Raw genomic sequence first — 15,207 nt, forward strand, 5'->3', positions numbered from 1 at the left:
GGTTCGTCTTGGTGCTTCCCCCTTAACGGTAACTGTTCCTCCCGTATCTCATCCGTATAAAAGAAGGTGATTACGATCATCATCGTTCATTGGCAGTGGTACCCATATTCTTTTTAAATACCTCGTTGGTATTGGTCGTTTGTTACAGGGTGGATACAGCGCGCGAGCATCTCTGCTGCGGCGGTTTTCCCGGTTAATAGATTTTCAAAAAGTTTGATAGTGCCAAGCTTGTCAGCGCTTATGCGCGTTTTAGTTGTTATATCTCTCAAGTCGATTGAAAAGCTTGAAAAAGTATTGGGCATGTCTGCAACGATATCCGTGTTCAGGTAATTTTCGTTATTATAAATGCTATGCAAATTTCCAGGTGTTTTTTCAATAAAAAGAGGAACATTGTCCACGTTTTTAATAGATGATGCTTTCCGGCACCCTGAGATGCACTCTTCATCTACGCTCTCTTTCTCGCAACCAATAACTTGATGCAACAAACATTGCCTGCTGGTCATAAGCATAATGGGATGATAGATGCTGTAGTATAATTTCAAATCATCCGCTCTTTTTATATACCTTATCTGGTCCTTGTTTATTTCATTTGAAACAAATGCTCCTGCGCAATTAAAAACTTCCTTTAACGCTAATAAACTATACGAATTGACGGTGTTGAAATGAGGACCTGCTATCCATTCGATTCCTCTTGTAAAAGCCTCGTAGGCGATCCCTGAATTATTGGTTACTATGCGCTCTGGTTGTGTTTGTTGGAGGAGCTCTACGGCATCATCGTAGTCTTTACCTATTAAAATAGATGGGAACCATGGAATTAACCTTTTGTTTTCTATAAACATATTCACCAGGCGAGTCTGTATACCCTTCAAACAGTTGGGAATATAAAAACAAACATCAGCAGTTGTCTCGCCGCAAAGGTGTACATCTTTTTCAGAAGAGATCACAACTGAAAGCGTAGGCCGGATGGGTAGGTTATCTTGTTTTATTAAAACTGGAACGGTGGGTGGTGTAATGGTTTCTTCGGAACCATGCAAAATACATATAATTTCTTTTTTGATAGCATGTAGCTCTTTGAAAGGGATGAAAAGATTACTTTGCAAGTGTTCCAGGTCTATGGCATCGATATAAAATCCTGTTTCATTAAGAGGCTTAAATATTTTTGTAAAACTTTCATATCCCAGGCAATAAGGAGGTGTTTTTTGGATTGCTCGACTACTGCTACGGCTGTCTGCATTATCAATGTTGGCAGGTACTAGTTCACTCTTTGAACAGAGAGTAAAAGAGGTATCCGGCGTCTGTACATCTACTTTCAGGAGATTTCCGAGTGTACCGGAAACAGTGATGACAAGAGGCTCTTTTTCAATGCTAAAGGTGGCAATTTTTTGTTGAACACAACGTATTATTTGTGTTTTCTCATCATAGAGTTCTCTTTTTGCGGCCTGTATATTGTCTTTGGTTGCTCCACCCTTTGTTTCAGCCAGATGAATAGCTGAGTTATCCCTGGGATTATCGATAAACATATTTTTGTTTATCTCACCCGTTAAAAAAGAGCTGGAAAACTCCCTATTAAATACTTTGTAAAGAACTGTATTGTCAGTGATAAGGGTTCCATGCCGGTAAAATCTGTTTATTTGCTCTTTCCATGAACGCACAACAGAATACACGTAATGAAATTTTTTTATTCTTCCTTCTATTTTTACTGAATCAACCCCTGCTGCAACGATTTCCCTTAAATTAAAAAATGCGGAATTATCTTTCAGATTAAGGGGAAAATTTTTTCCTTGCGGGGTGGTGAGATATCTATCTCTGCAAGGCTGACTGCACCTTCCACGATTTCCAGATTTGCCTTTAAGGACAGAGCTTATATAGCAAAGACCTGAAAAAGAGAGGCAATACGAGCCATGAACAAACATCTCGGTTGAAAGAGTATTAGCATGCGCAACATGGGTTAACTCCGAAACCTCCTCTATATTTAACTCTCTGCATACATTTACTCTGGTTGCCCCCAGTTGTTTTAAAAAATGTATCTGCCCTTTATTGTGGGTCGTCAGCTGGGTTGATGCGTGTATTTTTAGAGAGTGAAAGTATTTGTGTACAAGATAGAACATTCCTAAATCCTGAAGGATTATCCCATCAACACTTGTTTGCATTAATGTATGCAATAAACTTATGAATGCTTTTGTTTCGCTCTCTACTACTATTATGTTGAGTGTTAAAAATATCCGGCAATCGTGCTTATGAGCAAGTCGTAGAATTCCATTTAAATCTTTCAGCGTTATATTCGTAGCCCTGGTTCTTGCGTTAAATCTATCCAGACCGCAGTAAACAGCATCCGCACCAGCCGCAATGGCAGCCTTGATAGAATCAGTATCTCCACCTGGGGCAAGTAATTCAATTTTTTTGCTCATAAGGTTAACAGCAATATCTCAAGATAATGTTGATATTATTTAAAATGGTCATTTTTGTAGTAGTTTTAACGTGCATGTGTCATGTACTCTCTGTTGATCTTAATAATCCCCAAACATTTTACCCCAAAAAAAAATCATTACTGCGATGACTGACGAACAGCCAAATAATCCATTACATGGGATTACCCTGAAAGAGATACTCATAAAACTTGAAGAGCACTACGGCTGGGATGGTCTGGCGAGTAGAATTCGGATAAACTGTTTTATAAAAAACCCTACGCTGAATTCTAGCTTGAAACTGCTACGAAAAACTCCATGGGCTCGAGAAAAAGTTGAAAAACTCTATATCTCCACTTTTGTAAAGCCACGTTCTCGTAAAAAGAGATAGGACAGGAGGAATGGTCAACTTTAGGCACACTTTCAAAGCCACCATTCATGATGGCTTTTTTCTTTGCATTTGCTGCACTATGGGGCATACCTGATTTTCATCAAATAGTCTAGTTTTTCAGACCAGTCAACACTGGCAATTTAGTTCAAACCCGCAAAAAACAGCTCCCAAAATGGGTCGGTGTCCGGTTCGGTTAGAAGTTGTACCTGCTTTTCCCTACGAACCATGTTTTCCTTTAGGCCGGCATCAAAGCTGCCAAGTACAAAGCTCTCAATGCCAATATTTTTCCATACCTGCTGCACCTCTTCGACCTGGGCAGGTGCAACCGCTGCCAGAAGAGTTCCCTCACTGATGGCTTGCCAGGGATCAAAACCCAATTCCTTTGCCAAGGCAGCGATATCTGCAGGAAGAGCTATCTGGTCAAAATCGACCATGACCGGGATTCCCGCAGCAGTGGACATCTCCCACAATCCCCCCTGCACGCCACCTTCGGTGGCATCGTGCATGGCATGAACTCCGCCGACTTTAAAAGCCTGCAGAGCATCCTCAACAACGGTAATCTCATCCACCCTGGATCGGAGGATGTCAAGGTGCTCTGGGGAAAGTTTTTTTGCGAGCCGTTCTTGGTGAACAATGGAAAGCAGAGCTGCGGCCTCAATGCACGGCCCTTTGGTCATCAGAATTATATCGCCATCCTTAGCGCCACCAGGAGACACCCAACTATCCATATCCGCCGTACCCCAGACTGTTACGCCACCAACAGTTGGTACGGTTACAGCTCCATACCATCCGGTATGACCACCGACAATAGAAATGTCTAACTCTTTGGCGGCATCAGAGATAGAATTGATAATGGTACGGGCGTCCTCCTCCGGACATCCAGGAGGTAATAAAAGGGTATAGGTCATGAATTCAGGTTTAATGCCGGTCACAGCCACATCACTGGCTCCAATATGGACTGTGAACCAGCCCATAATTTCCAACGGAAGCCCTGGAGCAGGAAAGATCGGATCTTCGGCAATAGCCATTACCCTACCATCTGTAGTTTTCAGGATCGCTGCATCAAGTCCCGGACCGGGTCCAATCAGTACTTGGTCGGACGGTTTTCCCAGTGCCCCTTGCACCAACTTCTCTAACCTTGAAGGGCTGGGTTTGCCCACTAGATTACTCATGACTAACCCGCCTTTGTAAAACCGCCTCGACATCAGCAACTTTGCCTTCCATGCGACCAGTTGCCCCCTTGCGATCGTCGAGGGTAATAGAGGTGAGTACTCGAGGTGCCCGCTCCATCATCAGGTTATGGCATTTCATTATCAATTCCATCACATCTGATTGCTCACCTTCAATGGTAGTCTGCATAGCTCCCAACTTATACTCCAAGCCTGAGTCTGCAACCAACTTTACCACTGCAGCCACATGTTCCTTTAATTCTTGCCCCACCCCGCAGGGCAGGATTGCAAAACTTGCCAACATGAAACACCTCATTTTTTTATTATTTTTGATGCAGACTTGGCTCCGATTCAGTCTATAGTGCGGTTTGAAGTACTCGTTTGCATCAGATATAGCGTCCAACAGAAAATATTGGGCCAACTCAAACAAAACTACCTTGTGGAAGAAATCAAGGCCTGATTAAAGCATTCGCATTATAGGCACGTGTAACAAAATTTAAAGAACAAACCATGAACTATTTATGCGATAATATCGTCGTAGCAACCGAGAATAGTGACATTGTGGTAATCGGTCTGTGTTAAAAGGTGACGAAACATCTACACTAATTCGGGATACGTTAAGAGGACGTACTGTTACAATTGTTTCCACCTAACCCCAGACTGATATTGTTTTTATGAGATACTGCCAATCGCATAAAAACATGTCGGCGAGATTTGCTCCTTGCAACAGTATCTATTCCGAAACTTCTTCCTGGCATTGCTTTGTCACAACCCTCTTTTACCATTATAGAAAGAAAGTGCTGGTCAGTGCAGGGGACATTAATTTATCAAAAAATAACCTTTTATGGCTTGCCTGGCTCTTCTCACCTATACGATGTCTCCAAAAATTGAATTTTCTACAGGCGATATTTCCCCTCTCTATGATGATTTGAGACTCAACCTGTAATCCACGCCTCTCAAAACTTGATAAAACACCAAAAGTTTATCTTTCAAAAACCTGCTTTATCATCTTTTTCTACTGTTCGACATGACCTAAACAATCTACAGAAAGAACATTTCAGTCCGGTTTGCACTGGTCGCCTTACGACGAGTATTTGTGAGTGCTTTATATCTTTTTTGAAATACCCTTTGCCAATTTTTCTATTTGGCGTTACACCCCGAGTATATGCACAAAACAATTTTTATTGTACTGCATTACTACTCCAGTAGCGCATTTACCACAGCGAGCTTTTTTATTGAGGAGGTTAAAAGATATGCCACAGGACAATGATAAGAGTCTGGTAGGTAGCAAGTCCGGGAACGATCAAAAACAAAACGACCAGGGGCAACAAAAAGACAACACCCCGAGACCAAATGGAGGCAGAGGGTTAGGCCGAGGCGGCGGACAGGGTCGTCGTGATGGAACAGGCGGCGGTAAAGGACGCGGTGGTGGAGGTATGGGCGGGCGACGTAATTAATCTGTACAAGGAGGAAATATATTGGCAACCTATACCATCCATCCCATTGTCGTAGGCACCAAAGTATTCGATAAAAGTATGATGACCTACCAGCATGGCGCAGGCGAGACCTACACCATCCCCATCTACAGCTGGTATATAAAGGGTGGCGACAAAAATATATTGGTTGATACCGGCGAGATCAGTCCTATTCAGTCCGAGGCCAGGGAAAAGGCAATCGGTGGTAAGATTTATACCTTTGAACAAGGTTTGAAACAATTTGATCTAACGCCCGAAGCCATAGATATTGTAATCCATACCCATCTCCATAACGATCATTGTGAAAATGATTTTAAGTGTACCAATGCCAAAATCTATGTGCATCAACAAGAATTAGAACACATCCATAATCCACATCCATTGGATTTTCGTTACTTGGAAGATTATATTCAGGATGCCGAGGATAATGGGCAACTGCAGGTGATGACACAAGACACTGAAGTGCTCCCAGGTATTAACTGCATCCACACGCCCGTCCATACGGAAGGCGGGATGAGTGTAGCCATTGAAACCAGTAAAGGAAAAGCCATCATTACCGGTTTTTGTGTTATCCAGGAAAATTTTGAACCCCCCATTGAGATTCGAGCAATGGAGATGGATGTAATTCCGCCAGGCACCTTGGTCAACGCTTTTGATTCTTACGATATTATGCTTAAAATCAAGGATATGGCAGACATTCTTATTCCACTGCATGAACCAAAATTTGCAGCTGTTCATTCCATCCCATAATTTTCCACCTCGCCAGTGAGCACTTTGCCGTTCAGGCAAAGTGCTCTTTCCCACCTTGCGAAAAGCTTTGTTCAATTATTTTGCTTGCAACTTTTCTTATCTTTTTCTAGTTTCTACACATAGAAACATTCACAAAACGACTCTCACCCCTGCGCTGGTAAATTCCCCAGACCGTTATATACAATCACCTGACGGGCGTGACCGTGGAGGCATTCTCAACGGACATGTTTTTTTGTGTCACCTGTACGTAACCATTACAAGGAGTAAAAAATGAAAAAAATCGGCCTCACGTTATTGTTGCTTTTTACTATTGTGCAGCTTTCTACCGCTGCCACCTTAAAAATTGGAATGGTAACAACCCTATCAACAAAAGCAGGATACCTGGGCGAGGATATCCGCGATGGTTTCGCATTAGCAATCGAACAGGGGGCGGGTACACTCGGTGGCATTCCGGTTGAACTTATGGTTGAGGATGACGGCAGAAAACCTGAAAAAGGGAAACAGATAGCGGAAAGGTTCATCAAAAAAGAAAAGGCGCACATCCTTACGGGCATCGTTTTTTCAAACGTTGCCATGGCAGTGGTGCCAAAGGTAGTCCGCCAGAATGTGGTGTATCTCAGCACCAATGCGGCGCCCTCTAAGCTGGCAGGCAAAGGATGTAACCCCAACTATTTTAGTGTTTCCTATCAAAATGACAATCTTGATGAAGTTGTTGGCCAATATGTAACCGAGGCTGGTCATAAAACAGCGTACCTTATTGCCCCAAATTACCCTGCGGGCAAAGATCACCTCGCAGGTTTTAAACGTTTTTATACTGGGAAGATAGTCGGCGAGGTGTATACAAAGCTCGGTCAGTCTGACTATGCAGCGGAAATTGCAGCGTTAAGAGCTGCCAAACCGGAAGCGGTCTTTTTCTTTCTCCCTGGTGGAATGGGGATCAATTTTTTAAAGCAATACGCACAGGCAGGCCTCAGCAAAGAAATTCCCGTCTACGGTCCTGCATTTTCCTTTGACGAGCGCATTCTCAAAGCCGTTGGCCCTGCCGCTCTTGGCGTGAAAAACGGTTCCCAGTGGACCCATGATCTGGATAACGCTGCCAATGTCGAATTCGTCAAGGCATATCAGGAAAAATACGGCCGCATGCCTACTCTTTATGCTGCACAGGGATATGATACTGCCCGTCTGATCGGCAGTGCACTCAAAGCAGTAAAAGGCAACATCGAGGACCTGGATGCTTTCAAGGCCGAGCTCAAAAAGGCTGATTTTGCGTCTGTTCGTGGCAACTTCAGCTTTGGCGTGAACCAACATCCCGTACAGGACGTCTATATTCGAGAAGTTATAGAGACTGAAAACGGTGGCTATACGAACAAAACCGTTAAAAAAGTTTTTTCAAATCATATCGATGCCTACGCAGCCGAGTGCAAAATGTAAGTGTAGGCACCATACAATATATATAAATAGAGGGCCGTTAACCGGCCCTCTCACAGTCTATGCTACTTGTCGTTGAACAACTCCTTAATGGGCTCCAGTTTGGAATCACCCTGTTTTTAATGTCTGCCGGGTTAACCCTGGTTTTCGGCATTATGCAGGTGATCAACCTTGCCCATGGCTCATTTTACATGATTGGTGCCTATGTAGGGGCAACGGTGACTGTATATACCGGCTCTTTCCTACTCGGCATTGCAGCCGCCCTGCCCGCTTCTGCGGTCTGCGGCATGGTGGTTGAGATCATTGTGCTCAGAAAGTTGTACAATCGAGAACATCTGGATCAGGTACTTGCCACTTTTGGTCTTATCATGTTCTTTAATGAGCTCACCCGCATTATCTGGGGACGTCAACCGTTGTTTATGGATGTCCCCCCCTGGCTCAGCGGCAACATTGAGTTGTTGCCCGGTCTTTTTTATCCGACCTACAGGCTGGCTGTTATCGGTGTGGGCATTCTGGTCGCCCTGGTACTATGGCTCATTTTTTCGCGAACACGAATCGGAATGCAGATCAGAGCAGGCGCTTCCAATCGTGACATGATAGGTGCTCTCGGCGTTAATATCAAGCTGCTCTACACGCTTGTTTTCGGCATGGGAACCGCACTTGCCGGACTGGCAGGAGTGATGGCCGGACCCATCCTCGCCGTTGAATCGGGCATGGGAGAAAGCATTCTCATTCTTACCTTTGTTGTGATTGTTATAGGGGGAATCGGGTCTATTCGCGGTGCTGTTGCCGGGGCGTTACTGGTTGGTCTGGTAGACACCATGGGCAGAGCATTTTTACCAGCACTCTTCCGTTTTCTGTTTGATTCTGCAACCGCAGACAGTGCAGCGGCATCGCTTTCATCCATGGCCATTTATATACTCATGGCTGCAATCCTTGTCTGGAAACCTAAGGGCCTTTTCCCTGCCCACAGTTAATGAATCCTTTATTTCGAAAATACGTTTGTATAGCAGCGGTTGCTCTCCTTTTGGCAATACTCCCCATTGCGGCGTCCATGCTTGGCCAGGAGTATTATATCTCTTTGTTTTCCCGAATCCTAATTTATGCCATTGCAGCAGTAAGCCTTGATTTGCTACTCGGATTTTCCGGAATGATAAGCCTGGGCCATGCTGCCTTTGTCGGCATCGGCTCATATGTTGTCGGCATATTTTTTTACCATTCAGCAGAGATGGAACCACTGCTTACCCACCCTTTTACTGTACAAGGCAGTGAAAACGGGCTGATAGTGATCCCTCTGGCCGTTCTTGTATCCGCCATCTTTGCCCTTGTCATTGGCGCGCTCAGTTTACGGACCAAGGGGATGCATTTTATCATGATCACCCTGGCCTTTGCGCAGATGATCTATTATTTTTTTGTTTCTCTTGAAAAATATGGCGGCGATGATGGATTATCGTTGTATGCACGATCAACCCTTCCCGGCTTAGACCTGGGCAACGACCTCCAGTTTTACTATCTCTGCCTCCTGCTGCTTTCACTTTTTCTCCTCTTTACGACCCGTCTTGTGGCATCGCCTTTTGGAATAGTCATTCGCGGCTGCAGTAATAATGAGCGACGTATCAATGCGCTTGGCATAAATGCCTATGGGTATAAACTTGCCTGCTTTGTCATTGCCGGGGCTGGTGCCGGATTAGCAGGAGCCTTGCTTGCAAACCAAACCGAATACGTCAGTCCCGGTCTTATGCACTGGACCCTTTCCGGCGAGTTGATGGTAATGGTGCTGCTTGGAGGACTCGGCACCTTGTTTGGCCCAGTGTTGGGAGCAGCAGCATTTCTGCTTTTAGAAGAATTTCTTGCCATGTATACGGAACATTGGATGCTCTACCTCGGTCCGTTTCTGATACTGGTTGTCATCTTTGCCAAAAGAGGGCTTTACGGCGTGCTTGTTGGAGGGGGAAAAGATCATGGCTGAAATGCTTCTTGAAGTTGCTAGCCTCAACAAATCCTATGGTGCCATTCAGGCAACCCAAGATCTTCATTTAAATATTGAAAAAGGACATATACACGCGCTGATAGGTCCCAACGGAGCCGGGAAAACCACGCTCGTCAATCAACTTACCGGTGATATCTTTCCCGATAGTGGCAGGATAATATATAAATCCTGTGAAATTACCCGCATGAGCGATTACAAGCGTGCCCGTCTCGGAATAGCCCGCTCTTTTCAAATAACCCATATTTTCGAAAATCTGACCGTCGCTGAAAATATGGCCCTCGCAATTAATGCCCGCAACGGTCACAGTTTTCATTTTTGGCGAAACAGCTTGAAAAGCAGTATCGTTACAGCAAATCTTGATAATGCGCTGGCAAGAGTCGATCTTGGCCATCGAGCCAGGTTAAAGGCAAGCCATCTTTCGCACGGCGAAAAACGGCAGCTTGAAGTTGGTATGGCCCTTGTCGGCAATCCGGAGCTGCTTATCCTTGATGAACCCATGGCTGGTATGGGCTCTGGGGGCACGGTTGAACTCTCCAAATTAATTTCCAGCCTTAAAGGCTCGGTAACCATTCTTTTGGTAGAACACGACATGGATGTGGTTTTTTCATTGGCAGATATGGTGACGGTCCTGGTGTATGGCCACAATATATTAACAGATTCACCCACCAATGTACGGACTAACAAAGAAGTGCAGGCCGCCTATCTTGGAGAATCCGTAGATGCTTAAGGTCGATAGTATCGAAACCTATTATGGGCAAAGCCAGGCCCTGTTTGGAGTAACCCTCAACCTCATGGAAGGTGAGGTGGTAACATTGCTTGGCCGAAACGGAATGGGAAAAAGTACTACCATCTCCTCAATAATGGGGCTGACGCCTATATCTAAGGGAAAGATATCCTTTCTCGGCAAATCTATTGATCGTAGCCCTAGTTATTCTATTGCAAGATTGGGGATAGGACTTGTACCTGAAGGGAGACAAATTTTCCCCACTCTAACGGTACGGGAGAACTTACTGGCTACTGCTGCCGATTATACCCATTCATCATCACCCTATACCCTCGCTGATATACTGACCATCTTCCCCCGGCTCGGTGAGCGGTTAAATAATTACGGCAACCAACTCTCCGGCGGCGAACAACAAATGCTCGCTATCGGCAGAGCATTAATGATAAATCCTCGCCTCCTTATCCTGGACGAAGCCACTGAAGGGCTCGCCCCGCTTGTGCGACAAGAAATTTGGCACGGGCTAGGGATATTGAAAGCTAAGGGATTGGCTATTTTGGTGGTCGATAAAAACATCCAAGCCCTCTTCAAAATTGCAGAACGCCATTACATCATAGAAAAAGGGAAAGTGGTATGGACTGGCACTACTTCACAACTGCAATCACAGCCTGAATTGCAGACTCAATTTCTTGGCGTATAAAGGGTAGCATCCAGATTTGTCAGGAAATGTTAATACGCGAATCAATGGCCAGGTAGATTGCGCTAATATCGTCCACCGGTTCTCCACAAAATCTGCACTTACTTTTTCGTCGGTTATCCGTCTGTTACGTAGTGTGGATAAGCATAACGCATCCACGCTGCTTCGCAGTTCAGTTACAAACTGGATACTCCATTCCTCTGTCGTAAATCCATATTTATAAGGAATCTTAATCCAAACTCTCGACCGGATAGAAATTCCATATTTGTAATAATCGCCAGGGTGGTTATCATAGGACAATCGATAATTCACAAATAGTAAAAACCTATGCAATTTACAATTGAACCATCTTTCACACCATCCTCATATCCCTCGCTACAGCTGCCGGATGTGCAAGTCGTACATGAAAAAGGTAGCGGGGAAACCAATGAAGATCTGTTTCTCAATGATGATGGCCTGTACGGAGTTTTTGACGGAGCCACGTCTTTATCTAAAAGAAGATATAGCCAGGGGCTAACTGGTGGGTATATTGCCGCAGCACTTGCCGCTGAATCCTTTCGTAAAAATGGGCATGATCTGTATACAAGTGTAGTGGAGGCAAATAACCGCCTTCGTATAGTCCAGGAAGATGCCGGAGTCGCAAGCGACCAACGGTATGGTCTTTGGTCTACAAGCCTTGCAGTTGTTCGATTAACAGAGGATAGGCTAGAGTATTGTTCTTTGGGAGATGCTTCCATCCTTATCCTTACAGAGGATGGTGGTTATAGGTTGCTGACTCAAGAAATGGATATCGACCGAGAAACACTCTCCATGTGGAAGGCATACAGTGGTGACAAGTGTTCCATTTATGAGGTCCTATCAGAGCAAATCCTCAAAGTACGATCACGAATGAACATTGATTATGGTGTGCTTAATGGAGAGAATGAAGCGCTCAACTTTGTCCAAAGCGGGAGCATCTCACTTGCGGAGGTCACTGATGTGCTGCTTTTTACAGATGGCTTGCTCATCCCCCGTGAAAATCCGGAAGCACCTCATGACTGGGCCTGTTTTGTAGACTTGTATCAGGCCGGAGGTTTAAAAGAAGTACGGGATTACGTAAGAGATGTAGAGCGCCGGGACCCTGATAACAGACGCTATCCTCGCTTTAAAACCCATGACGACATCGCAGCAGTGTCGATCAGCTGTTAAAATTTTAGCCTGGTCACATTTGCAAAGGTTTTTCACCTACAATCCTTTCATAAATCTCTTCAATTTTCAAAAAGAAGCCTTCAAGACTGTACGGAGTAACAAGTTTTTGTACTGCTTCCCTATCTGGGGTACTTTTTCTTTGCACACGCCCTGCCATTTCCAATATCGCATCTTCCAAACGGCTGTCAAAGATTGGCAGTTCTGTTTTTTCTGGTGTATCAACGTTCTTCATCGACGGCAGCGGTAGAAATCGGACATGATCGCTATCAGCCTGACCCAACAACTCCATGCAGCCGGACAGTTCCGTGGTGATGACCCTGCACCCACAACTGATCGCTTCAAGGAGAACAAGCGGTAAGCCTTCGTACCAGGAAGGGAGAATAAAAATGTGACATCTCCCCATGAGTTCTGCTAATCTGGATTGGTCGATTGCACCGTGGACCGTTATTTTGTGAGGCAACTTCGCAGCAAGTTCAAGACACCTCTCTTTCTCCTTCCCACTCCCTGACCCAGCAAGATGCAGGTGCAGGTTGGTAGTATCCATGGTCGTGAACACTTCAAGTAGCCGATCCACTCCTTTGGCAAAACTGAGCTTACCAGCGTAGAGCAATTTCACTGGAGGCGCGCTTTCTTTGTCTTTCATCCTAAAGATTTCGGGATCAAAACCTGCTCCAATAACAGCGATTTTTTCATCCGTTAGCTTGATGAGCTGTCTGATATGTTCCTTCTGCGCAATACTGAGCGCTAAAATATGGTCAAGGGATCTACACGGTTCAAGAACCCGTTCGTGCAAATGTGTACATTGGAGAATTTGACGGAGATCTGTGGAATGACATGAGGTGACCAATGGAATTTTTGGAAATTTTCGAAACGCAACCGAAGTGGCAAGCCAGAGATGATGGCTGTGAATCAAGTCCGGAGCAAAAGACGCAACAGCCAGAGACAGGACTTTTGCAAAGGCATCTTCATAGGTATCGAGTTGTTCGTTGGTCAGGTCACAAAAGCGAGAACTGGGGTATGGCATAACATTGCTCATCCCAGGGATGGTGAAATCCGGACCACCGGCTTCAAAACGTACGAAATGGCAATGTTCCGGTACAACGTGTTCAAGCTCTACCTCCATTGTCCCGCTCAAACCCGCAACAAGGCCATTTGTATGGCCATGGGCTGCAGCGCGTGCGATAACATTACGAAGGTAATAGCCGGAGCCGGTGCTTTCAGGATGCTGGCTTATAAGATGCAGGATTCTCATGGGATGCTTTTTTAGCTGTTAAGCACATCAGGTTGTTTTCGGAGCGTTTTTCAGTTTGAAGTCGTTTGTAATATACTATCTCCCCGTATTCATTGCTATGGATCGAGCTTTTTATAAGGCTGGCAGTCTTGCAGTTCATTTTACCTTTTTTCCTTCGAAAAACAGTTCCTCCCTTCCTCTACCCGCCCCTCTCTTATCAAAGCCTGACAACTCAAAACTAAGCGAAGTAAAGACTCTCCCGCGTCTGGTTTGAACTGCAAGCTAATCCGAAAGCCACTCGATGGCTTTTTCGGCTGCCAAATACCCTGATGAGGCTGCCGCCTCAAAGGTCGGATAGATAAGATAATCACCAGCCAGGATCAAACCTTGTCCATCTACCTTATCAAGTTCTACCATCCGCTGGTAACTGCCGGGAGTCATCACAGGAAAGCCATGTCTGAAACGGGTGATCTCATGTCCGACCACGTGTGCGGAGGAACCAGGCAGGACTTTGTCGATCGCGACGAGGACTTCACTCAGCAATTCCTTGTCACTCAACTCCAATAGACTGTGGTCCCTATACGATTTCGGGGCAGCACAGATAACTGAACCCCAGGCGTCACGGTTCTCTCCTTTACGTGGTAGGTAATGGTCTGCAACCCATGAGGCATAATAAATGTCTGTAAGGATATTGCCATCTTCGATGGCCAGATCAAACCCTTTGTCAAAGATCGGGCTGTCGCTGAATAAAGCTATGGTCGCGTAAGGGGCATATTCAACACTGCTAAGTAATTGCCGTTGCCGACCGCTGAGAGCCCCATCACCGATATCAAGCGCAACAGCTGCGGAGGTTGCAATGATCACAGCTTCAGCCCGGTAGGAGAGTTCCTTGTTACCATTCTCTATACAGCTAACCTCAAACAACTCTCCTACCCTTGCGATGGCCGTCACTCGGGTATTTGTCCGGATCGAATCACCCAGATCCTGGCTCAGGGCAACAGGAATTGCACCAATACCTTTATCAAAGGTATACATGCCGGTGGAACCATCGGTCTCAGACAACTCCAGCGCCAACTCATCTTCATCGTCTACGCCTTCAAAACCATCAAAATCAAAGGCAAACTCAGGCAGTACTGCAAGAGCTGAAATTTCATCAAGAGCAGCCCCAAAGAGGCCTCTTGCAGTAACATTATAAACCTCATGGTAAATCTGAGGAAAGTGATTTTCGTCAAACCATTGTTTTGCCGTTATGTTGTCCATCCTGGCCAATTCGCCTTTCAGAGAAATATCCGGAATTTCATCATATGTGTCATACATTTCCTGTAAACGTCGGGCAAAACGGTTAAACTCGCCAATATTACTCTTTTCTACAAGCAGGCGAGCCTTACCAAGTTCACCGACATAAAACTTTCCACCACGAAAAACAATATCGGCCGGAGCCGGTATCTCGCGAAGGGTCAGGCCCAATTCGTCAATCATCTCAGCCAAGGCATCTTCTGGCTTACCCAGATATTCAGCTCCTCTAGCAAAGGAAACTGTCCGATACTGACCCGTTGATGCCCTGCCGCCGACCTCTTTTTTCATTTCCAGAAGGAGGACATCGTAATCGTCCAGGTTATAGGCAGCAGTTAGCCCTGCTATGCCACCGCCAACTATGACGACATCATACACCTTCGGCGTATCATTAACCTCTCCTGCTCCCAAGGCAGCACAGGGTAAGAAGCAAATAAGAAACAAAATTATAAAGTGTATCACAAGGCCA

At 45.2% G+C, this 15,207-nt stretch carries 14 protein-coding genes; 9 read left to right on the forward strand and 5 right to left on the reverse strand.

Annotation, left to right across the window (positions count from 1 at the left end; genetic code table 11):
- Nucleotides 1–113 precede the first annotated feature (113 nt).
- Complete coding sequence (locus JWH17_RS07145) at nt 114–2,408, reverse strand: peptidase U32 family protein (RefSeq protein WP_205221907.1); 2,295 nt, start codon at nt 2,406–2,408, stop codon at nt 114–116.
- Nucleotides 2,409–2,553: 145 nt separating this feature from the next.
- On the opposite strand from JWH17_RS07145, the gene JWH17_RS07150 reads away from it, so the two are divergent.
- Nucleotides 2,554–2,796, forward strand: coding sequence for a VF530 family protein (locus JWH17_RS07150; RefSeq protein ID WP_205221908.1), 243 nt, complete (start codon nt 2,554–2,556; stop codon nt 2,794–2,796).
- A gap of 140 nt (nt 2,797–2,936) precedes the next feature.
- Here JWH17_RS07150 and JWH17_RS07155 read toward each other — a convergent pair whose 3' ends face one another.
- The gene (locus JWH17_RS07155) at nt 2,937–3,968 is read right to left on the reverse strand and encodes an AIR synthase family protein (RefSeq protein WP_205221909.1); all 1,032 of its coding nucleotides are present in this window, start codon (nt 3,966–3,968) and stop codon (nt 2,937–2,939) included.
- A complete protein-coding gene (locus tag JWH17_RS07160) occupies nt 3,961–4,269 on the reverse strand; it encodes an MTH1187 family thiamine-binding protein (protein WP_205221910.1) in 309 nt (102 codons plus the stop codon). Before JWH17_RS07160 ends, JWH17_RS07155 begins: the two co-directional genes overlap by 8 nt.
- Nucleotides 4,270–5,218: 949 nt before the next feature.
- On the opposite strand from JWH17_RS07160, the gene JWH17_RS07165 reads away from it, so the two are divergent.
- From JWH17_RS07165 to JWH17_RS07200, 8 genes are all read left to right on the forward strand, one after another.
- Complete coding sequence (locus JWH17_RS07165; RefSeq protein WP_205221911.1) at nt 5,219–5,422, forward strand: hypothetical protein; 204 nt, start codon at nt 5,219–5,221, stop codon at nt 5,420–5,422.
- 21 nt (nt 5,423–5,443) lie between these two features.
- Nucleotides 5,444–6,190, forward strand: coding sequence for an N-acyl homoserine lactonase family protein (locus JWH17_RS07170; RefSeq protein ID WP_205221912.1), 747 nt, complete (start codon nt 5,444–5,446; stop codon nt 6,188–6,190).
- Between the two features lie 270 nt (nt 6,191–6,460).
- Nucleotides 6,461–7,621, forward strand: coding sequence for an ABC transporter substrate-binding protein (locus JWH17_RS07175; RefSeq protein ID WP_205221913.1), 1,161 nt, complete (start codon nt 6,461–6,463; stop codon nt 7,619–7,621).
- Between the two features lie 59 nt (nt 7,622–7,680).
- Complete coding sequence (locus tag JWH17_RS07180; protein ID WP_205221914.1) at nt 7,681–8,595, forward strand: branched-chain amino acid ABC transporter permease; 915 nt, start codon at nt 7,681–7,683, stop codon at nt 8,593–8,595.
- A complete protein-coding gene (locus JWH17_RS07185; RefSeq protein ID WP_205221915.1) occupies nt 8,595–9,587 on the forward strand; it encodes a branched-chain amino acid ABC transporter permease in 993 nt (330 codons plus the stop codon). The genes JWH17_RS07180 and JWH17_RS07185 overlap by 1 nt, the downstream gene beginning before the upstream one ends.
- Nucleotides 9,580–10,335, forward strand: coding sequence for an ABC transporter ATP-binding protein (locus JWH17_RS07190; protein ID WP_205221916.1), 756 nt, complete (start codon nt 9,580–9,582; stop codon nt 10,333–10,335). Before JWH17_RS07185 ends, JWH17_RS07190 begins: the two co-directional genes overlap by 8 nt.
- A complete protein-coding gene (locus JWH17_RS07195) occupies nt 10,328–11,029 on the forward strand; it encodes an ABC transporter ATP-binding protein (protein ID WP_205221917.1) in 702 nt (233 codons plus the stop codon). The genes JWH17_RS07190 and JWH17_RS07195 overlap by 8 nt, the downstream gene beginning before the upstream one ends.
- Before the next feature lie 324 nt (nt 11,030–11,353).
- Nucleotides 11,354–12,214 carry a protein phosphatase 2C domain-containing protein gene (locus JWH17_RS07200; protein WP_205221918.1) on the forward strand — a complete coding sequence of 287 codons (861 nt, stop codon included), beginning with the start codon at nt 11,354–11,356 and terminating at the stop codon, nt 12,212–12,214.
- Nucleotides 12,215–12,227: 13 nt separating this feature from the next.
- Here JWH17_RS07200 and JWH17_RS07205 read toward each other — a convergent pair whose 3' ends face one another.
- Together JWH17_RS07205 and JWH17_RS07210 are read right to left on the reverse strand one after the other, a co-directional pair.
- Entirely contained in the window at nt 12,228–13,466 is a 1,239-nt protein-coding gene (locus tag JWH17_RS07205; protein ID WP_205221919.1) for a glycosyltransferase family 4 protein, read from the reverse strand.
- Nucleotides 13,467–13,727: 261 nt separating this feature from the next.
- On the reverse strand, nt 13,728–15,200 hold the full coding sequence (locus JWH17_RS07210) for a flavin monoamine oxidase family protein (protein ID WP_205221920.1): 1,473 nt from the start codon (nt 15,198–15,200) through the stop codon (nt 13,728–13,730).
- Nucleotides 15,201–15,207: the final 7 nt, after the last annotated feature.

Origin of the sequence: Desulfogranum marinum, from assembly GCF_016918565.1 — a bacterium.
Classification (GTDB): Bacteria; Desulfobacterota; Desulfobulbia; order Desulfobulbales; family Desulfobulbaceae; genus Desulfogranum; species Desulfogranum marinum.